The organism is Cytophagaceae bacterium ABcell3 (assembly GCA_030913385.1).
GTDB lineage: Bacteria > Bacteroidota > Bacteroidia > Cytophagales > Cytophagaceae > ABcell3.
Window position 1 is genome coordinate 2,694,338 of sequence record CP133159.1, and the last position, 20,170, is coordinate 2,714,507.

A 20,170-nucleotide genomic window follows, 5' to 3' on the forward strand; every position below is an offset into this window, starting at 1 on the left:
TTGTGGTTTCCTGTATGATTGCCAAAAAACACCTAAAATTCATCAAATCTTTACAAATAAAAAAGTTCAGACGCATTTATAATCAGTTCCTGGTAGAAGGAGCTAAAAATATTGCTGAACTTCTTAAATCAGATTTTGAGATTTCTTCTTTATTCCTCACCAAAGAATTTGAACAGTTATGTGCCGGTGAGTTAAAACACAGAAACATGCCTGTCAATATTGTTTCAGAGGAAGACCTTCAAAGAGCTGGGTCGTTTTCCTCTAATAACGCAGGAATAGCTATTGTACATATGAAAAGCCAAAAAAGTTTGGCTCCTCACGAAAATGAGTATTTATTGATGTTAGACGAGGTGAAAGATCCTGGAAACCTTGGTACAATTATCCGAATTGCTGACTGGTATGGCATCAAAAAAGTGCTTTGTTCTGAAAATACCGCAGAGCTTTACAACCCTAAAGTAATTTCGTCTACCATGGGTTCTTTTACAAGAGTCAATGTTTGGTATGGAGATCTAGTAAAGTACTTAAAAGAACATCCTGATTTGCCTGTATATGGGGCCATGTTAGGAGGGGAGAATATATATTCTGTTGACTTCTCCTCTAAGGGTATTTTGGTAATGGGCAGCGAGTCGGCAGGTATTAGCGACGAACTCAAAAAGCATATTACCACAGAAATTGCCATTCCTGGCAGGGGGGGAGCTGAATCGTTAAATGTAGGCGTTGCCACAGGAATTATTTGCGACAACATTGCCAGAAGCTTACACTCTAAAGGTTAGGTCTATTATAGTGCCTGAAAAAGCTTTTTAATTTCATGCCTAACACGCCAAAAATAGCTTCTCTAAATATGTTTCCAGACATTTTGGAAGTGCCATGTTCTCTGTCGGTAAATATTATTGGGACTTCTTTTATTTTAAAGCCAAATTTCCATGTTTCAAATTTCATTTGGATTTGAAAAGCATAGCCTTGGAATTGTATTCTGTCAAAGTCTAAAGTTTCCAAGACCTTTCTATGGTAGCACTTAAACCCCGCAGTAGTGTCTTGTATGGGCATGCCGGTTATAAAGCGAACATAGGTACTGGCAAAATATGACATAAGTACCCTGCCTATAGGCCAGTTTATTACAGTTATCCCATTGACATACCTGGAGCCAATAGCCAGATCGATTCCAGTTTCTTCGCAGGTATTATAGAGTTTGATTAAGTCTTCTGGGTTGTGGCTAAAATCAGCATCCATTTCACATACATACTCATAATCTCTTTGCAGTGCATAGTTAAAGCCATGTATGTAAGCTGTCCCTAGCCCCAGTTTCCCAGCTCTTTTCTCCAGATGTAGCCGTTCAGGGAATTCTTTCTGAAGGTTTTCTATAATATTTGCTGTACCGTCTGGTGAATTGTCATCAATAATCAAAAGATGGAAAGGCAGTGGCAAGGAAAATATTTTCCTGACCATTTTTTCAATATTTTCCTTTTCATTATAGGTCGGTATGATTACTAATGTCTTTTTCACGCCCCAAAAATATTTCAAAAAAAATCAATTACAAATTACCAGCTAAATCTGCTGCTTTTTTTATGCAATCTGGTATGGATACACCCTTGTACCAATTGGTTGCTATAAACATATTTTCACCAGCGGCTTTTTCTATTTCATAACGGGCGTTTTTATAATTTATGTTGTATTGAGGAATTGCTTTTTCCCAAACTTTTATGTTTTTAAAAATAGGTTCTTTGTTAATTAGCAAGTTGTTTGACAGTTCTTTATGTACTTTTTGTAATACTTCTTTTTCTTTTTCCTTATCGGTACATTGTCTTATGAAAGAAGTAAGCAACACTTTGTCTTTGGGACATCTTTCTGCAAATAAAGAGCTGCTCCAAATGGTACCACTTGTAAATAAATTTTCTTTTTGAGGGTGAAGGGCTCCAAAACCGTTCAAATCGGACTGTACTGATGCTTTTTCATATACTGAATGAACAACTGTTACTGGCACATAGTCAATTTTTTTCAGTACATCGGGTAGTGGAGAGTTAAACCTAAATAATTGGGAAGCATGCATGGCTGGAAGTGCCAGTACCACATTTTTACAGGTTGCGTCTTCTTTGTTTCCTTTTTCATCCCAGCACACTTTATAGCCTTGGCCTTCTTTGTATATGGCTTCTGCTTTGGCATTACACCTTAAGCCTTTAAGTTGAGATGCGACCTTGTCGGTAAGCATTTGCATGCCTTTGCGGAAGGTTATGGACTGCTTGCGTCCAGTCTTATTTTTAATAAACCCTTTCAATATAGAACCGTGGTCTTTTTCCATTTGATGTAACGTAGGGAACGTTTCGCTGATCAGTAAGTCTTCCGCGTCGCCTGAGTAAATGCCTGCAATAAACGGCTTAACCGCATACTCTACCACTTCCTGTGAAAAACGGCGCCTGAAAAAAGTTGCTACACTTTCATTGGGGTCAATGTTGGGCTTTTTAAAAAATTCACCCAGTATTGACATTTTGCTAGACATGCTGAAAAAGGAGCTCGAAAGTAGTGATATTGGGTTGTCTGGTAGCTTTTGATATTTGCCATTTTTATATATAAAACGGCTTTTGCTCACCTCATTAGCAGGAACTATTTCCTCATACAGGCCTGTTTCTTTCAGAAAGCTCAGCGTATGCTCATCGCATATAAGAGAGTTAGGGCCTAACTCTAGGATGTAACCATTTTGCTGTTTTGTTCGAATATAACCACCAGGGTTATCTTCTGCTTCGAGTAGTATATATGGCTTATCTGCTTTTTGCATGTACCAGGCCAAAGCCAAGCCGGAAATGCCCGCTCCAATGATAATAGTCATGTTTGTACCTTTAATGACTTATTTATTTTTAATAAGTGCTAATTAAAGGTTAAATTTGTTAAGATAAAATTACCTGCTAATGAATAAATGTATTTTTCTTGATCGGGACGGTGTCATTAATAAAGATTATGTAGATTATACCTATACTGTTGAGCGGTTCGAAATTCTCGATGGTGTGATAGAAGCGCTAAACTGCTTTAAGGCTAGTGGATATCGTTTGGTGGTGATTACTAATCAATCTGGTATAGTCAAAGGCATATATGGTCACGATGATGTCAAGAAATGCCATGAATATTTTCAGCGGGAATGTGGCCACTTAATTGATGCTTTTTATTATTCTCCGTGGCACCAAAATTATACCAATTCACTATCTCGTAAACCAGGTACCCTTATGTTTGAAAGGGCGGCCGCAAAGTTTGATATAGATATGGACAGGTCGTGGATGATTGGTGACAGAGAACGTGATCTGATTCCTGCCCGTAAACTGGGACTACAGACTATTTTGTTAGAAGATGAAGTGAATGAAGGAATTTGTTCTTATGCAGATTACGTGAAAGATAACTTACTCGATGCTGCCAAGTTTGTTTTGTTAAAAGATGCAGAAATAAGAAAGGAAGTAAAGGTTTAAACTTCCCTTACTTCCTTAAAGCCTTTCTCGGTATATTCTTGCTGTTTAACATCATTTAGCTCCATATAGGCGGGACATGTTCTTTGCCTAGCGCATGATGAAAATAACATCCCTAATGTGACGGTTGTCAATAGTAAGTACTTCATTTCTTTCCCTCCCTAAATTCGTCTTATTTATAAATAACTGGCTTAATATATTTTTGTTAAAGTGACTAAGGGTATATATTGTTGCCTAATTTTTTAATCCTGAATGATGCGAAAGGTTTTATTATGAGGATAAAAGTAGCATAAATCAGTGCTTTAGGTATGGTCGGTAATGGAACTTGTTTGCCTCTGAGGGTAAAAAATAAAAACCTTCAAACTATTTACAGCCTGAAGGTTTAATTTTGAAGTTGAAGAAAGGGGATGCCTATTGCTTTTTATATCCCAAAATTTTCATCATTGACTCCTGGTCTTGTTCCGGGGCAAAAAGCTCAGTTACAATGTCCCCGTTTTCGTCTCTGTTGATTAGGACATGTTTAGGGGCAGGTATCAGACAGTGCTGTATCCCGCCATAGCCTCCTAGGGATTCTTGATAGGCGCCTGTATGAAAGAACCCAATAATTTGCTCTTTTTCTGGAGTTGCTTTTGGCAAAAATACCTCAGAAGTATGTGCTTCTGAATTGTAATAATCCATACTATCGCAAGTTACACCACCAAGCTTTATTTTGTTATAAGGTTTGTTCCAATTGTTTACCGCCAAAAGAATATATTTTTGGCTCAGCCCCCAAGTGTCCGGTAGCGTGGTGATAAATGAACTGTCGATCATATACCAAAGCTCTTTGTCATTTTGTAATTTGCTTCCCAAGATAGAATAAATTGCCGCACCACTTTCACCCACAGTATAGCTTCCAAACTCTGTAAACAAGTTTGGTGTGTCCACGCCTTGTTCATTGCAAATTCGCTGTATGGTCTTTACAATCTGGTCTGCCATATAAGCGTAGTTATAATCAAAATGTATGGATGTTTTAATAGGCCAGCCTCCTCCAATGTCTATTGAGTCTAGTTCAGGGCATATTTTTTTAAGTTCACAATATTTGTGGACAAACCTGCTCAGTTCACTCCAATAATAGGTAGAATCTTTAATGCCGGTATTTATAAAGAAATGGAGCATTTTTAAAGAGAATTTTGGGTTCTCCTTAATTTTCTCGTTGTACAAGCTTATAATATCACCGTACCTTACACCTAACCTTGAGGTATAAAACTCGAATTTTGGCTCTTCGTCTGCGGCTATTCGTATGCCCAGGTTGCAAGGTTTGTTAATTTGTTTGTCATAAATGTCAATTTCGGAAAGATTGTCCAAGATCGGGATGCAATTGAAGCCCTCGTTTACAATTTCAGAAATGTTGTCTGTATATTGGGGGCGCTTAAAACCATTGCAAATGATATAGGTGTCTTTGGTTATTAGGCCTGTTTGATATAGATTTTTTACAATTTCTATGTCATAGGTAGAGGATGTTTCTATATGAATGTCATTTTTTAGGGCCTCTTCCATAACAAATTGAAAGTGGGAAGATTTTGTGCAATAGCAATAAGTATATGAACCATTATAGTTGTTGTTCTTAATGGCCTCATTAAAAAGTTTTTTAGCTTTCTGGATCTGACTGCTTATTTTCGGAAGGTATGTCAATTTTAATGGTGTTCCGTACTTTTTTACAATATCCATGAGCGGGACCCCATTAAAATGGAGTTCTGAGTCATGAACTTTAAATTCATCTGTAGGAAAAAAGAATGTTTGTTCTATTAGGTCTATATACCTATCCATATATTTTGTGTTAGTATAAAATGGTTAGTTATGTTATTTATACAATATTGCACACAATTTATTAATAGTGCAACGGCATGAGCTAAACACTTTCACTGAATAATTAATTCTTTTGCATGCTCCATTTGAGCATATTCAATATTTTTTGTTCTAAAATTCCTGAAAATCTTATATTAAATTTGAACATTGGTTATTTTTGCGGCTCAAAGTTTATATAAACAACAATCCCTTTTACTGATAGGGTATAGTTTTCTTTTTTAACAGCACGAGGATGAATTTAGAAGAATCGATAAAAGGAGGTATAGCACAAGCTTTTAAGGAAATTTTTCAATACGAAGTTTCTGCCGAATCACTATCTCTGCAGGATACTAGTAAAGATTTTGAAGGGAGTTTGACTTTTGTCATGTTTCCTTATTTAAGGTATACAAAAAAATCTCCTGAAGAATCCGGTAAACTAATAGGCGCTTACTTAGAGGAGCACTTGCCGGATATAGTGGGTTATAACGTTATCAAAGGGTTTCTCAACCTTGAAGTTTCGGATTCCGCTTATCTCAATTTATTCAAAAATACCATATTGGCCGAGGACTTTGCGGTTTTTGATAAGAAATCTGAAAAAGTAATGGTTGAATATTCCTCTCCGAATACCAATAAACCATTGCATCTTGGTCACCTCCGTAATAACTTTTTAGGATATTCTGTTTCAGAAATCTTAAAAGCTAACGGTTATGAAGTGGTGAAAGCCAACCTGATCAATGATAGGGGGATTCATATTTGTAAGTCTATGCTGGCTTACGAAAAGTTTGGCAATGGTGAAACTCCAGAGTCTTCTGGTATAAAGGGCGATCACCTTATTGGAAAGTATTATGTGGTGTTTGATAAGGAGTATAAAAAGGAGGTAGAAACCTTAAAGTCGGAAGGGGTTGAAGAGGAAGCTGCAAAAAAAGAAGCTCCATTGATGAAAGAGGCGCAGGAAATGCTGGTTAAATGGGAAAATGGAGACAAAGAAGTCCGTGCCCTTTGGGAAAAAATGAATAACTGGGTATACCAGGGATTTGAAGAAACCTATAAGATGATAGGCGTGGATTTTGATGAATATTATTATGAATCTGATACCTATCTTTTAGGTAAGTCTGTTGTGGAGGAGGGTCTCAAAAACGGTACTTTTTATAAAAAAGACAATGGTTCTGTTTGGATTGACCTGAGTAATGAAGGGTTAGACGAAAAACTGCTGCTGCGCTCTGACGGAACTTCTGTTTATATTACCCAAGATATGGGAACGGCAGATTTGAAGTTTAGAGATTATGCTATCGATAAATCCGTCTATGTGGTGGGCAATGAGCAGGATTATCATTTTAATGTTTTAAAGATTATCCTTAAAAAGCTAGGACGGAGTTACGCCAGTGGCATTTATCATTTGTCATATGGCATGGTAGACCTTCCTTCTGGAAAAATGAAATCTAGGGAAGGAACAGTGGTTGACGCTGATGATCTAATTAAAGAAATGCTCCAAACGGCGGAAGCGCAGACTAAAGAGCTAGGGAAGGTTGATGAATTTAATGAGGAGGAGTCTGCAAAATTGTTCAGGGTGTTGGCGCTTGGGGCATTGAAATACTTTTTGTTACGGGTTGATCCTAAAAAACGTATGTTGTTTAACCCTAAAGAGAGTATTGAATTTCAGGGAAATACCGGGCCTTTTATCCAATATACCCACGCAAGGATTTCTGCTATTCTTCGTCGGGCTGCACAGCTCAATATCAACGCTGACCCAGAATCTTTTTCTGATCTTGATAAACTTAAAGATTCTGAAAAGGAGGTTATCGTATTGTTGAGCAAATATCCAGATAAAATTAAAGAAGCGGCTGAAAACTATTCACCTGCAGAAATTGCCCAGTATGCCTATGACCTGGCTAAAGAATATAACCGCTTTTATGCTGATGTTTCCATTTTTGGGGAAGAAAACAAGTCAGCCTTAGCTTTTAGAATTGCTTTTTCTGCGGCAGTGGCCAAAACTATTAGAAGAGCTATGTTGTTACTGGGTATTGAAGTACCAGAACGAATGTAAATATTTTGGGCAGCATGTTTTGTGCTGCCCTTGCTAATACCTATAAGCCATATGAAACTCCCTTATTCTCTCTTGATTTTTTTAAGCTCATGCTTTGGAATGGGTACTGTCAAAAAAGCACCATCAAACTTTTCAGACGCTCCCGCAGGGGCAATGTCTTTATACGAATTAGAAGTAACAAGCCTATCTGGGGAAAAGGTGGCTTTGTCCGATTTCAAGGGAAAGAAATTGGTTATTGTAAATACAGCTTCTAAATGTGGTTTTACCAACCAATACGATGATTTGCAGAAGCTTCATGAAAAACATGGCGATAAGGTAGTGTTGATTGGTGTGCCCTCTAATGACTTTGGCAACCAAGAGCCTGGTGGAGAAAAAGACATTCAGGAGTTTTGCCGGCTTAACTATGGTGTATCTTTTCTCATGTTGGAAAAATTACCTGTTAAAGGAAAAGAAAAGTCTCCTTTGTACCAATGGTTGACCGATCCTAAACAAAATGGATGGAATGATCAGGAACCTAAGTGGAACTTTTGTAAATACATAATAAACGAGGATGGCAAGCTTACGCATTTTTTCGGGTCTTCTGTTACTCCTTTTAGTGAAAAATTTATGAAAGCCCTCGAGATCTAGTACAGGCTTTCCTATTGCTTACTTTAATTATATAAAATCTATTTTTTCTGGCAAACAATAACAAATTTGATAAGTTCTCTTATTAATTTTTAAGTTGTTCAATGTCGGAAAATATGCAATTCGTACACGCAAAACCTTATGCTGGATATTTATTGAAATACCACATGGAAAGTTTGGGCAAAGAAGCCTTTGAGCTTTTCAAAGCAAACAGTTTTCGTGTGCCCGAACAGTATAAATCTTATCCCGAAGAGGTTTTAATAGAAGCTACCATAAAAGATTTGGCTGTTTTCCTTTCAGGTATTATGGATGATAGCCTATGGGAGGCTTCTATGGAAAAGATAAAAAAGTGGGAAAAAGATGAATTGGATAATGTGTCTAGAGAAGAGCTTTCTCACAAAGAAGTAACAATAATACATTCCGTTAGAAAACAAGTTCTTTTCAAATTTCTTCCAGAATATACCAATGACCCTTACCTGATTACTTCCATAGCATCAGAATTAGAGGTTTTTTATAGCCGGCTTGAGAAAGAGCTTCTTGACATTTTCCATCGAGTTAGACAACTAGAAATAGAAGAAAGCAGGATGCGGTTTAAAGCACTGTCTGAGTCTTCTTATGAGGCTATCTTTATTCATGAGAACGGGAAGATCTTATTGGCGAATTCAGCTGCTGAAAAAATATTTGGGTATTCTGCGGAAGAATTTGCCAATCTCCGAGTGTTTGATTTAGTAGAGGATCTTGGAGAAGGTTTTTATGAAATGGATACCTTCTTGGAAGCAGAGCCAACAGTTTATAAAGGCTTATGTAAAGGTGGAAAGAGCTTTTATGCAGAAATAAAAAAACGCCAAGCAAGGTATAAAGGAAAAAGCGCTGAGGTTTTCATTGTGAGGGACATCTCGCACTTGAAGAAGATTGAAGAAAATTTAAAAAATCATAAAGAGGAACTTCAAGCTTCTAATGACCAGCTTACAAAACAGATGCTCGAAAGGGAAGAGCTTGAAGATGTTTTAAGGGAGAGAGAACAGACTTTCCGGCTTTTAGCTGAGAACTCGTCTGATATAATAGCGAGAATTGCCCCTGATGGTAGTTTTTTATATGTATCGCCATCTTCTGAAGCAATTATTGGGTTTACCCCAAGGGAACTAATCGATACTAATTTGTTTAACTATATTCCGTCAGATTTTAAGGACTTAGTGCAGCAAGCTTTTGCACGGTGCTTTTTGACCGATGATATTCAGGTAGTGGAGCATAAATTTAGGAGTAAATCTGGGGAATTGGTTTGGTTGGAGTCTACAGGGCACTCTATTAAAGGAGAAGAGGAGCAGGTTGTTGAGGTTCAGGTTGCTGCCCGTAGTATAGTCGACAGGAAGGTTGTTGAGCAGAAGCTTGATAAAGAAAGGCAGTTTTTGAAAGTCATTCTTGACAACATATACGATCCCATTATTGCTTGTAATGGGGAAGGGAAAATTATGTTCTTTAATAAGGCCGCTAGAGAACTTCATGGTGTAGGTGATACGAATGATTTTGCTGACCCTAACCAATGGTCTGAAACCTATAAACTGTTGCAGGAGGATGGAAGTACACCTTTACACGAAGACGAAATACCTCTTATGCGGGCTTTTCGTGGAGAAACTTTAAAAAATGTAGAAATTGCCAGCCAGGCAGCTTCTGGAGAGGTGCGTTTTTTTGTTACTAGTGGTCAGCCAATATATAACAAGCAACAAGAGAAAGTAGGAGCTTTGGTTGTTATGCATGATATTACAAGTATCAAATATGCAGAAAAAGAGCTTACGCAAAAGAACAAAGCCCTAAATGAAGCTTATAACAACCTGAAAAATGCTCAGCAGGAGTTGCAGGCAACCAACAACCTGTTAGAACACAAAGTTAGTAAGCGGACTCAAAAGCTTAACGAGATCAATCTTAATTTAAAAAAGGAAATTTCTGAAAGGGAAAAGATAGAAAAAACCTTGCGAGAAAAAAATTATGAGCTGGTGAAAATCAATAATGACCTCGATAACTTTGTGTATACGGCGTCTCATGATTTAAAAGCGCCTGTTTCCAATATGGAAGGTTTGGTAAATGCCTTAGCCATTGAGTCCTCTGAATGTGCCGATGAATATTTGCAGGAAATTATTGGCATGATTAATATTTCTATAGGCAAGTTTAAAGATACTTTAGATGAATTGACTGAAATATCTAAAATACAAAAAGGAATTCATGAAGACATAGACGAAATTGATGTTAAAGCATTGACTGAAGAGGTTTTGGCTAGTCTTAAAGATTTAGTCCACCGCTCTGGTGCGAATATAAACCTTGAGTTTTCTAAAAGTACACTAAAGTTTTCCAAAAAAGACCTTCGAAGTGTGATATTTAACCTCGTAAGCAATGCCTTAAAATACAGGTCTTCTGAACGTCCCTTACAGGTGGATATAAAGGGTGGCGTTGAAGGTGAGTATTATTTGCTACAGGTCAAGGATAACGGTTTGGGTATTGACCCTGCCCATCATAAGAAGATATTCTCTATGTTTAAAAGGTTGCATGATCATGTAGAGGGTAGCGGGGTCGGCCTTTATATTGTCAAAAGAATAGTAGAGAACAATGGTGGAAAGGTTCTGGTAGAAAGTAAACCTGATGAAGGTGCTTTGTTTAAAGTTTATCTGCGCTTATTAGATACCTGAAATTAAACCTGAAAGATGCAATAGAACTTTTTATTACGCAATCTATCGCACAGTTTAGGTTTAATCCTATTTTTTAGTCTTTAGCTTTTTGCAAGTACAGTTCATTAAACCTGTAAAACTTTAAACCTTTCTGTTGGGCCTCTTTAAGAATAAAAGTTAGGAATTCAATATCGACTTCATAGGAATCACTAGAAGGGTTATGTGTTGGTTTATGGCCAAAGAGAAGTAATACTTCATGATGCGCCGCTGCTCTTTGTAGTGCTTTGGACATCATGTCTTTTGGTATGTTGTTTAAATGATCTATTCCAAGGGCGTCAAGGACTCTGTTTCCTTCAAACCTATAGTAGGCTTTACTGACAGCACTTAGATCTTTTTCTTTATTGTGCGAAGCTACCCCTCTTAGCAAATTGAATCTATTCTTTAACAGATAATCTGTAAACCAATATTTGGCACCATACGGATAGGCGAAAGTTTTAGGGGGAAAACCATGCTTTTCCATTGTAGCAATGTTATGGTTTATTTCGTCATCCAAATACTTTTTATAGGAATGTTCTTTAATGTAGTGTTCTGAGATTACATGGAGCGCTCCATGGCTTGCTATTTCATGGCCTGCGTCTTGGAGTGCTTTTAATTTGTCTATTTCAGAAGGGCTTAGTGAGTCAAACTGCGTGACAAAGAAAGTGACTTTTGCATCGTAGGTGTCGAGTAAGTCCTTTATCTCGTACCACTCATCGACAAATCGGTCATCAAAGGAAATACATACACCTGGTTGTCGGTCTGTTTGGTGCTTGTTACAGTTGCACAAAAACAAAACAATCAAACATAAAAGAGACGTGATCCCGTGGCGCATGTGTTTTTAAAAATAATTGTAACTTAATAACGCATTTTACAGAACCTTGTTATAGGCTTTCATTTACGAAAATGGCTAATCAGGGGGGGATTAAACCAGAGACCTTAAGTCAACCGGCACAACCCTCGACACGCCTTGCTCAACCATCGTAATCCCATATATCACATCCGTGCTAGCCATTGTTCTTTTGTTATGAGTAACAATAATAAATTGTGAGTCAGCAGAGAACTTTCGGATGATGTTGTTGAACTTATCTATGTTTGCATCGTCCAGAGGAGCGTCAACCTCATCAAAAATACAGAAAGGCGCAGGTTTGATAAGGTAAATAGCAAACAAAAGCGAAATAGCGGTCAGTGTTTTTTCACCTCCTGATAACTGGTTGATGGTCAAAGGGCGTTTGCCTTTTGGTTTTGCTATAATTTCTATCGATGAGTCTAACGGATTGTCAGGGTTTGTTAGACGTAGGTCGCAACTATCTTCTTCAGAAAACAATGACCGGAATACAAGGATAAAGTTTTCACGGATATTGTTGTAGGCTTCCATGAAAGTCTCTTTGGCTACTTGGTCAATTTCAGAAATCGTGTCCAATAGAGACTTTTTAGCATTGGTAAGGTCTTCTTTTTGGGTGGTGATAAACTGGAACCTCTCCTGAATTTCATTGTAAGCTTCCATGGCCATAGGGTTGATTGGGCCAATTCTGTCCATTTGGCCTTTTATTTTTTCAACCTTTTCCCTTAGTTCCTGTTCTGGTGGCAGTTCTTCGCTTACTTCTTCTTTCAATACTTCATCTAAATCCACATTGAATTCTACGCTTAACCGTTCCTTTACAGAAGTAAGGGCAAGTTTGTTTTCGTTTAGTTGGCCCTGGATATCTTGCACCAAGTTATCTGAAGACTCTTTTTGCTTGCGCAGTTCACGAGATATATTTTCCAGTTCTTCTATATCGTTTCTTGAGGCATAATATTCTTTTTCGGCTTCATTGACACCTTGTTCAATGTTTTCCTTTTCTTGATACATGGAAACCAGCTCGTCGTCATTGAGGTCAGCCCTTTCCAGTAATGCTTTAATTTCCTGGTCCGTCTTTTTGGCTTCCTCCTGATTCTTTTCTATTCTAGCTTTGCTTGCTTCAAAAGCATTTTTCTTATAGGATATCTCCTGTGTGGTGCTGTTTACTTTATTTTGATGTTGATGATATAGAATGTTTTCTTCGTTAAACTTAGCCGTTTTTTTATTCTGATTATCTGTTTCAGCTTGAAGGTTTTGGTTTGCCTCTGCCAAACGTTCTTCTAAGTCTTGAAGCAAGGATTTTTCTTCTTGTGCTTTAGGAGAACTTTCCTTTATAGACTCTTCCAGTTGATTGATTTTTTCAAGTATGTCTTCCCGGCGTAAAGTATTAGTATTAATCAACTCCTCAAACTGCTCCTTGCGGGTTTTCAGGGTAACATATTCTTCGTTTATTTGGCTAATTTCTCTCCTAAGTTTATCAATTTGTTCCGAAAGGGAGTTCTGTTTAAGTTTTTCAAGCTCGCTCTGCTTTTGTTTTAAAGCTGTTTTTGTTTTTTCTTGTTTGGACTTAAGTTCTTTAATTTCTTTTTCCAGGTTTTCCAGATTTTTTGCCCTACCGATCCTTTTTCCTTCAAAAAGACCCACCGAACCACCAGAAATGCTGTAGCGCCGCTTAATGATTTTTCCGCTTTGGGTGATAAAGGTACTGTCCTCTGATTCCGGCATTTTCTCCTGTTGCCGAGTTACGATATAGACATTGTCCAGTAAGTAGTTTACCAAGCCTTTGTACTTACTGTCATATTCTGCAATGTCCAGCGCTGCCATGCAGTTTTCATACTGGAGCAGTGGACTTGACTGGTATTTGTCAAAATAGGAGAGTACAAAGAAATTGGCTTTCCCTTTTGCCGAGTCACTTAGGAGGTTTACAGCCTGATAAGCTTGGTCGGGAGTTTCCACTACATAGTAGTTCATGTAGGGTTCTAGGTAATTTTCGAAAGCTATTCTATAACTTTCATCACAGGTCAGGATATCAGAGAGCAAAAGGCTTTCTTTTCCCCAAGAAGCTTGCTTTTTTAGGAACTTGATTGCGTCTGGAAACCCTTCCAAATTTTCGACCATTGACTTGGTCAGGTTAAATTCATTCTGCCTTGCATCTGTTTTCCGTGATGTGTCATTAAGTTCATCACGAATGAGGGTCAAGTGGTCTTCTAGGTTCTTAATCTGCTCTTTAATGTCCTCTTCTTGCTTTTGAAGAGATGAAAAGGCGGCGTTTTTCTCTGCCAGTAAACTTTCTTTTTCTTTAATCTTCTCGGCAAAATCATTGAGTTTGCCCTCATTGTTTGAAGTGTCAGTAGCGGTCTTTTCTAGCTCTTGCTTTAATGAAGAAAGTTGAATGTTGTTTATCTCTATAGATTTATTTAGCTGATAAACTTCTTCTTGCTTTCTCCTTACCTGATTATTTAAGACCGTTACCTCTTCACGCAGCGTATTAGTGAGTTGCTTTTGATCCTCAGCTTCTTGCTGAAATATTTGAATACGTGCCTCTATTTCAGCAAACTGCTTTTCCTGTACCTCCAGCTCTTTTTCCAAGCTTCGCATGCTGAATTCAGCCCTTTCATTGCTTTTTCTGTCTTGTTCTATTTGCTCATATACAGTCGCAAGCTTTTCGTTTAGAAAGTTAAGGCGCTCATTCTTTATCTTTTTCTCACTTTCGTAATGCCTAATCTTGTTGACATGTTCATTCAGTGTTTTTTGTCTACTGGAAAGTAGTTTTTCTTTATTGACCAGGTCAGATTTCAGTTTCTCTGCTTCACTTTCTTTCTCAGCAATTTTAGATTGGATAGACAGCCTTAAATCGCTTTCTTTCTCAAACTGTTTCTTTAAGGCTGACAAAGCTTCTTGCTGTTGGTTTACTGTTGCTCTGGCAAACTGTATACTAGCTGTTTTGTATTCTTCTTTGATCCTAAAGTATTTCTCTGTTTGTTTTGCTTGTTTTTCAAGGCTTTTGAGGTTTTTTCCTATTTCAAAAAGCAGGTCTTCAACCCTTTCCAGGTCTTTGTCTGTGTCCTCTAGCTTTCTGATGGTCTCTTTTTTCCTTATTTTAAACTTAGATATCCCAGCCGCTTCTTCAAAAAGCCCTCTTCTTGAGTTTTCTTTATCGTTGAGGATATCGTCCACCATTTTTAATTCAATGATGGCATAACTGTCTGACCCAACACCAGTGTCCAGGAATAAATTAGTTATGTCTTTAAGCCTGCATGTTACACCATTTAAAAGATATTCGCCTTCACCAGACCTGTAGTACCGCCTTGAGATGGTTACTTGGGAGTATTCGGTAGGAAGTAGGTTTTTAGTGTTGTTAAAAGTCAAGCTAACCTCAGCCATTTGGGTAGGCTTTCGTGTTTTTGTCCCATTAAAGATGATGTTTTCCATCTTTTCAGAACGGAGGGCTCGTGTTTTCTGCTCCCCCAGCACCCATCTAATGGCATCCACTACATTGGATTTTCCGCATCCATTGGGGCCAACTATACCAGTTATTCCTTCATTGAAGTTTATAACAATTCTGTCGCCAAAACTTTTAAATCCTTTTATCTCAAGTTTACTGAGTTGCATGCTTATTTAAAATTGAGAGAGAATACAAATTTAAATATTAATTTCTATTGATTGGTATATGTAAGGATAAGTTTGTTTAAGGAGTTCTGAAAAATACTTATGGGCTAGGGTTTTTGTACATTTTATTCATCTTCGGTAAAATCATAATAATATATTTCTTTCAGAAAAAAATGGTCTACCTGGAGCCTATACCAAACGGATACATCCTTGCTGTTAAATTGTGCTGGCTTAAAAAGTCCTTTCTTTTTTATTAATCTGACCGTCTTTTTTAGCAACTGCTTTTCATGCTCCTCAACATGATCAGGTTTTACCTGCTTTACCTTTCCTGTGCTATCAATTTCAAAACGGACTATAAAAGATAGTTCGCCTTTGGGTTCGGCTTTAGAAAAAGACTTTTTTAGTTTCGCATATAGGTGTTTTTCAAGAACCCTTTCCTTACCCAAATATTTGGGTGGTAAATACCCAAGTTTTTTTGCGTCTAAACTATCAGCTTCCTGCTCTATCTTTTTTAAGAAGTTTTCTCCGAACCTTTGATCAAGGATATCTTCTGACCGTTTTATAAAACAACAACTTTCTGTGTTTAGTATTTTGCATCCTGTGCTATATGGAGTTAACCCATACTTTTTTTGTAGCAAATAGTGATAAGTTTTAATAATAGTAGGACTGAAGGTAGTATATCCTATTCTTAGGTAATAATCTTTTGTTTTTGACATAGAGTCAGCCTTCTGAATACCTTTTTTGCATTTATCCTCTTCACCCCCCCTGAAGTTACAATCTTTTGCATATTGATAAATGGCTTTATCGCTGTTTATAGTTTGCCCTGGCAGACTATAAAAGAATGATAGATAGAAGATAGCTGAAACGAAAATCTTTGACATTCTATACTTGGTCTAAACTCTTTGGTTTACATGTAGGAAGCGCAAATTTACATAATTAAGTATTCTATTTTTGAAATATGAGTTCTCTATGATATATAGCATAGGGCGTTACGAAAAACGCTTAAAATTTGATTGGATATAGTTTTTTTTAATGGTGCAATGTGTTGTATATTAATTATTTAAGTTCTTGCCTATAATCTTTTTCCATTTATAGTGAACCCTCAAAGACCTTCAGGGTTAAAAGGTGCGTGTGTTTGTCATATTTTTTTGTAGGCAAATCACTGAAATTTTTTAGATTTGCATATGGGAGAAGATATAAAGCTTTATGTATATGTGGTGTTGCTGATCATATACTTTATTTATCAGTTTATGAAAGGCACCAAGAAAAGTAAGGAAACCCCGCTTCCTGAAGAAGAGCCTCAACAGCAGCCACAGCGTCCAGTGGAACAGCGTCCACAACACTGGGAAGAACGACAGGATAAAGCTCCTGAACCTAAACCTGTTTTTTCTTTTGAAGACATTCTTCAGGAAATCGAAAGGGGGAGGGAAAGGGTAGAAGAGCCAAGACCTAAACCTCAAAAGAGTAGCCAAGAGAGCACTGAGGAAACTCCAAAGCAAATACCTAAACTAAAGGCTGAGAAGCTTAAAAAAACAGAAAATTTAAGCGAGCAATATAAAAGTTCACGTCGTCAGTATAAGTCACAGGCAGAGCAAAAAAGAAGAGAACCTGAGTCAACAGAAGAAAGTAAAAAGCCACTTGCTTATGGCCATGTACTGGAAATGCTGAAAAATCCACAGAGTGCCAAAGAAGCTTTTATTTTAAGCGAGGTGTTCAACAGAAAATATAAAGACTAACGCACGGCCTCTATTTTGTCGTTGTGGCTTTCTTTGGTAGTTAAAGAAGCCTTACATTGTGGGGCATATGTGCCTGTCTATATTATCATAGCTGTAAAAGCAGTCTTTTCTCTAATGTTTTTTTAGTTTTGTATTTAATCAAAACTCATATCCGCTTAATAAAAATACTTTCATATGTCTAAGAAATTACTTTTTGCTACCGCTCCTTTTGATGGACACTTTAACCCTTTGACTGGTTTGGCAATGCACCTTAAGGAGCAGGGGTTTGAAGTGCGCTGGTACACTGGTAGTCATTATGCAGACAAGTTACGTAAGCTTGATATTTCCCATTATGCTACAAAAAGGGCTAAAGAGTTAACTCAAGATACCCTCGATGATGTCTTTCCAGAAAGAGCAAAGCTTAAAAGTACTGTAAAAAAGATCAAGTTCGATATTAAGAACGTGTTTATTGGACGGTCGCCGGAGTACTATGAGGATGTTAAAGAAATCAAAGAATCGTATGATTTTGATTTGGTTGTTTGTGACTCTGGATTTGCAGCTAATTATCTGATAAAAAATTTACTCAACATACCAGTAATATGTGTAGGGGTAATGCCTCTCATGGAGTCCTCAAAGGACCTAGCCCCTTATGGATTGGGCATTGCGCCTGAAGAAGGTGCCGTAGCCAAAATTAAACAAGGGCTTATGAGGTTTATGTCCAAGAATATGATTTTCAAAGAGGGGACGGTAGAGTTCAATAAAATATTAAAAAAGTATGGGCTGGAGCCGGTTAATGATGTGATTTTTGATGTTGCCGTCAGGTACCCTAGCCTTTTTCTTCAAAGTGGTGTGCTAGGGTTTGAATATAAGAGGAGCGATATGAGCCATAAAGTTAAATTTGTTGGGCCTTTGCTACCTTATAAGAAACCTACTGCTGAAAATACTTTTGAGCATGAAGAGAAGTTGTCAAAATACGACAAGGTAATTTTGGTTTCTCAGGGGACAGTAGACAACAAAGAGCCTGAAAAGTTGATGATACCTGCTTTAGAAGCTTTAAAAGACTCAAATAGTTTGGTAATTGTTGCAACAGGAGGGGCTAACACTGAAGAAATACGGAACAAGTATGGTAAAGATAATATTATTGTAGAAGATTTTGTTGACTTTGATTATATCATGCCTAAATGTGACTTGTATATAACCAACGGAGGTTATGGTAGCACGCTTATGGCCTTGTCGCATGGTGTTCCTTTGGTCGCTGCTGGGTTGAATGAAGGTAAAAATGAAATTACTGCTAGGATAGGTTATTTTAAACTAGGAGTGAATTTGGGTACAGATACGCCTACATCAGCGCAGTTGGGCAAAGCGGTTAGGGATGTGTTGTCTAATAAAGTATATGCACAAAATGTAGAAAAGTTAAGCAAAGAGTTCCAAGAGTATGATGCTTACCAAGTATGTGAGAAATATATTAATGATGTAATATCGGCTTCCCAAACAAAAGGAAGACATGAAGAAGTTATCGTAAATTAATTTTTTTTAACAACCTTTAAAGCCGGCTTGGACTCCCAGTCGGCTTTTTTACTTATTTCCTTTGACGGAGTTTTTTTAAGTCTTTCAATGGGGTCAAATCTGTGATGTTTTCCCGTGTAATAGGATTTGCTGTTAGTTCTTTCCTGTACTTTACTGCTTCTGGTTGCTCTGCATTATTAAATTGTTGTTGGTCGATAGGCGATTTTTCAAGAACCAGTAATTCCCAGTAACTGTCAGCATGAAAAGTTAGCTGAAGGTCCATTTTTATTTCACTCAACTTTTTATCAATAAGAAAACGTTTTTGATTTTTCGTAATTGATATTGTCCGCTCTATAGAAGCTGTTTCATGTTCCCTGGCAGCTATGTACTTTACGTAATAGCCAGAAGTATCTTTTTCAAAGACCACACGAGCTTGTTTAAAATCCATAGAATGGCCTACTCCAAACATTTGAAACTTTTCTGTTTGTTTGTCCTGGGCATAGGCAAAATCTAGCTGAAGAATAGCATAATCAGACGTTGAGACGTACATTTTACCTTCAAATAAACCCTTTTTCTTAGGCGAGAAATCAATTTTATAAGTTTGTTGATTGTTGAGGTGCGTCAACTCCAGTGTGTAATTGTATTTCTTAGGGTTGTTTAAGAATTCCCAGTTCTTGCTTTCGATGTTGGCATAGTCTCTTATCAAAAGCATAATATCAGCTTTAACATATTTTGTTGGTGCTGTTATGTGTACCGTATCTGTCTTGTTAGATTCCCATGCTGCCTTATGCTCACTGTTTCCATGAAACTTTCGACTTAATATTCCAGTACGTATTTTATAATAAACTTCTTCATTGTCAATGGTTTCTTCAATGTCTTTGAAAAAATCTGACAATTCAATGCCAAATTCTTTCATTAATTTCTGCTCGGACGCACTCTCTAAAGAAATACCATCGATTGGTACCAGTTTGGCTTCTTGATTGTAAGTGTATAGGTCAACTATAGCATTTTGGTATTCTACAAATTCATTGGGTAGTTTTCTGTATAGGTCTAAGAATGTTTTCTTATCCATCCCAGCAAAGTTTGACCTCTTTAGATTGATTTGATTATCTTCGGGAAATGGTATTTTTTCATAGGTGTGAAAGAATAAACGCTTTTTAGCTGGTCCTGATGATAGGTTTTTTATAAAGTTTTGTTGGGCTATCTGTACCACCTCTTTCGCTGTTAGTGAATTGGCAAGTACCTGTACCTCGTCTAAAAGCATGTCACTAGGCTGTAAGAATACATTGCTTACGTCCTGATTGGCTGCCATTTTTAGCGTTTCATATCCAAGGAGGGAAAATTCTAATGTGTCTTCTGGGGCAATATTTTTTATTACAAATCGGCCGAGGCTGTCTGTCGTATAAGTTCTTCCTTTTCCTGAAATATCGATATTGGCATAAGCAAGAGGCTCTTTGCTGACAGCATCCAGCAGTACACCTGAAATGGGATTGCCGGAGGCGAATAGCTTCAGAACAAAAAAGAGTGCTAATATGGTCAGCCGATATTTCATTGTAGCAAATAACGCTTAAATACCCCGTGTAGTTTTCGCTAATTGGTAAGATAAGGTTTTTTGAATATTAGAGGTCAAATTATGTATGTTTTTTTCTCTTTGTTGAAATTTGGTTAAATGTTTTGTTTTAGAACAAGGGCCATATTCATTAAGGTGTTCTACAGGCAATCAAATTATCCTAAATGATATTTTTTTTGATCGTAAACTGTTTGCTTAGCTAGTTTAGTTTGTAGCGGTATTTATCCTGTTCAGTATAGATTTTATCGAGTTATTATTTGTGTAATATTTTTTTAAAACATTTTATCTGTCTATCTTT

Annotated in this window: 15 protein-coding genes; 7 read left to right on the forward strand and 8 right to left on the reverse strand. The window is 37.2% G+C overall.

The features are described from left to right. Positions 1-14: 14 nt before the first annotated feature. On the forward strand, positions 15-773 hold the full coding sequence (locus RCC89_10985) for an RNA methyltransferase (protein ID WMJ73683.1): 759 nt from the start codon (positions 15-17) through the stop codon (positions 771-773). On the opposite strand, the gene RCC89_10990 is transcribed toward RCC89_10985, so the two are convergent. Together RCC89_10990 and hemG are read right to left on the reverse strand one after the other, a co-directional pair. Further along, positions 763-1,503 (reverse strand): polyprenol monophosphomannose synthase, encoded by a 741-nt coding sequence (locus RCC89_10990; GenBank protein ID WMJ73684.1) that lies wholly within the window; start codon positions 1,501-1,503, stop codon positions 763-765. The two genes, RCC89_10985 and RCC89_10990, sit on opposite strands and share 11 nt — an antisense overlap. 28 nt (positions 1,504-1,531) lie before the next feature. Next, positions 1,532-2,821 (reverse strand): protoporphyrinogen oxidase, encoded by a 1,290-nt coding sequence (gene hemG / locus RCC89_10995; GenBank protein WMJ73685.1) that lies wholly within the window; start codon positions 2,819-2,821, stop codon positions 1,532-1,534. A gap of 79 nt (positions 2,822-2,900) precedes the next feature. On the opposite strand from hemG, the gene RCC89_11000 reads away from it, so the two are divergent. Further along, positions 2,901-3,449: an HAD-IIIA family hydrolase gene (locus RCC89_11000; protein WMJ73686.1), complete on the forward strand. Its 549-nt coding sequence runs from the start codon at positions 2,901-2,903 to the stop codon at positions 3,447-3,449. Here RCC89_11000 and RCC89_11005 read toward each other — a convergent pair. Further along, positions 3,446-3,595, reverse strand: coding sequence for a hypothetical protein (locus RCC89_11005; GenBank protein ID WMJ73687.1), 150 nt, complete (start codon positions 3,593-3,595; stop codon positions 3,446-3,448). The genes RCC89_11000 and RCC89_11005 overlap by 4 nt on opposite strands. A gap of 262 nt (positions 3,596-3,857) precedes the next feature. Beyond that, positions 3,858-5,252, reverse strand: coding sequence for an arginine decarboxylase (locus RCC89_11010; protein WMJ73688.1), 1,395 nt, complete (start codon positions 5,250-5,252; stop codon positions 3,858-3,860). A 271-nt stretch (positions 5,253-5,523) separates the two neighbouring features. On the opposite strand from RCC89_11010, the gene argS reads away from it, so the two are divergent. The 3 genes from argS to RCC89_11025 all read left to right on the forward strand — a co-directional run bounded on the left by argS (position 5,524) and on the right by RCC89_11025 (position 10,616). After that, a complete protein-coding gene (argS, locus tag RCC89_11015; GenBank protein ID WMJ73689.1) occupies positions 5,524-7,314 on the forward strand; it encodes an arginine--tRNA ligase in 1,791 nt (596 codons plus the stop codon). Positions 7,315-7,413: 99 nt separating this feature from the next. After that, complete coding sequence (locus RCC89_11020; GenBank protein ID WMJ73690.1) at positions 7,414-7,941, forward strand: glutathione peroxidase; 528 nt, start codon at positions 7,414-7,416, stop codon at positions 7,939-7,941. Between the two features lie 113 nt (positions 7,942-8,054). After that, positions 8,055-10,616, forward strand: a complete 2,562-nt coding sequence (locus RCC89_11025) for a PAS domain S-box protein (GenBank protein ID WMJ73691.1) — start codon at positions 8,055-8,057, stop codon at positions 10,614-10,616. A gap of 73 nt (positions 10,617-10,689) precedes the next feature. On the opposite strand, the gene RCC89_11030 is transcribed toward RCC89_11025, so the two are convergent. The 3 genes from RCC89_11030 to RCC89_11040 all read right to left on the reverse strand — a co-directional run bounded on the left by RCC89_11030 (position 10,690) and on the right by RCC89_11040 (position 15,962). Then, positions 10,690-11,466 (reverse strand): polysaccharide deacetylase family protein, encoded by a 777-nt coding sequence (locus RCC89_11030; protein WMJ73692.1) that lies wholly within the window; start codon positions 11,464-11,466, stop codon positions 10,690-10,692. 90 nt (positions 11,467-11,556) lie between these two features. Continuing rightward, a complete protein-coding gene (smc, locus tag RCC89_11035; protein WMJ73693.1) occupies positions 11,557-15,084 on the reverse strand; it encodes a chromosome segregation protein SMC in 3,528 nt (1,175 codons plus the stop codon). Positions 15,085-15,206: 122 nt separating this feature from the next. Further along, the gene (locus RCC89_11040) at positions 15,207-15,962 is read right to left on the reverse strand and encodes a hypothetical protein (protein ID WMJ73694.1); all 756 of its coding nucleotides are present in this window, start codon (positions 15,960-15,962) and stop codon (positions 15,207-15,209) included. A 303-nt stretch (positions 15,963-16,265) separates the two neighbouring features. On the opposite strand from RCC89_11040, the gene RCC89_11045 reads away from it, so the two are divergent. Both RCC89_11045 and RCC89_11050 read left to right on the forward strand, forming a co-directional pair. After that, complete coding sequence (locus RCC89_11045; protein ID WMJ73695.1) at positions 16,266-16,817, forward strand: hypothetical protein; 552 nt, start codon at positions 16,266-16,268, stop codon at positions 16,815-16,817. 174 nt (positions 16,818-16,991) lie between these two features. Then, positions 16,992-18,323 (forward strand): glycosyltransferase, encoded by a 1,332-nt coding sequence (locus RCC89_11050; protein ID WMJ73696.1) that lies wholly within the window; start codon positions 16,992-16,994, stop codon positions 18,321-18,323. A gap of 52 nt (positions 18,324-18,375) precedes the next feature. On the opposite strand, the gene RCC89_11055 is transcribed toward RCC89_11050, so the two are convergent. Then, positions 18,376-19,854, reverse strand: a complete 1,479-nt coding sequence (locus RCC89_11055) for a carboxypeptidase-like regulatory domain-containing protein (GenBank protein ID WMJ73697.1) — start codon at positions 19,852-19,854, stop codon at positions 18,376-18,378. Positions 19,855-20,170: the final 316 nt, after the last annotated feature.

Coding starts and splice junctions, on each gene's coding strand:
- RCC89_10985 (WMJ73683.1), top strand. CDS start 15: ATGATTGCCAAAAAACACCTAAAATTCATCAAATCTTTACAAATAAAA.
- hemG (WMJ73685.1), bottom strand. CDS start 2,821: ATGACTATTATCATTGGAGCGGGCATTTCCGGCTTGGCTTTGGCCTGG.
- RCC89_11000 (WMJ73686.1), top strand. CDS start 2,901: ATGAATAAATGTATTTTTCTTGATCGGGACGGTGTCATTAATAAAGAT.
- RCC89_11005 (WMJ73687.1), bottom strand. CDS start 3,595: ATGAAGTACTTACTATTGACAACCGTCACATTAGGGATGTTATTTTCA.
- RCC89_11010 (WMJ73688.1), bottom strand. CDS start 5,252: ATGGATAGGTATATAGACCTAATAGAACAAACATTCTTTTTTCCTACA.
- argS (WMJ73689.1), top strand. CDS start 5,524: ATGAATTTAGAAGAATCGATAAAAGGAGGTATAGCACAAGCTTTTAAG.
- RCC89_11020 (WMJ73690.1), top strand. CDS start 7,414: ATGGGTACTGTCAAAAAAGCACCATCAAACTTTTCAGACGCTCCCGCA.
- RCC89_11025 (WMJ73691.1), top strand. CDS start 8,055: ATGCAATTCGTACACGCAAAACCTTATGCTGGATATTTATTGAAATAC.
- RCC89_11030 (WMJ73692.1), bottom strand. CDS start 11,466: ATGCGCCACGGGATCACGTCTCTTTTATGTTTGATTGTTTTGTTTTTG.
- smc (WMJ73693.1), bottom strand. CDS start 15,084: ATGCAACTCAGTAAACTTGAGATAAAAGGATTTAAAAGTTTTGGCGAC.
- RCC89_11040 (WMJ73694.1), bottom strand. CDS start 15,962: ATGTCAAAGATTTTCGTTTCAGCTATCTTCTATCTATCATTCTTTTAT.
- RCC89_11045 (WMJ73695.1), top strand. CDS start 16,266: ATGGGAGAAGATATAAAGCTTTATGTATATGTGGTGTTGCTGATCATA.
- RCC89_11050 (WMJ73696.1), top strand. CDS start 16,992: ATGTCTAAGAAATTACTTTTTGCTACCGCTCCTTTTGATGGACACTTT.
- RCC89_11055 (WMJ73697.1), bottom strand. CDS start 19,854: ATGAAATATCGGCTGACCATATTAGCACTCTTTTTTGTTCTGAAGCTA.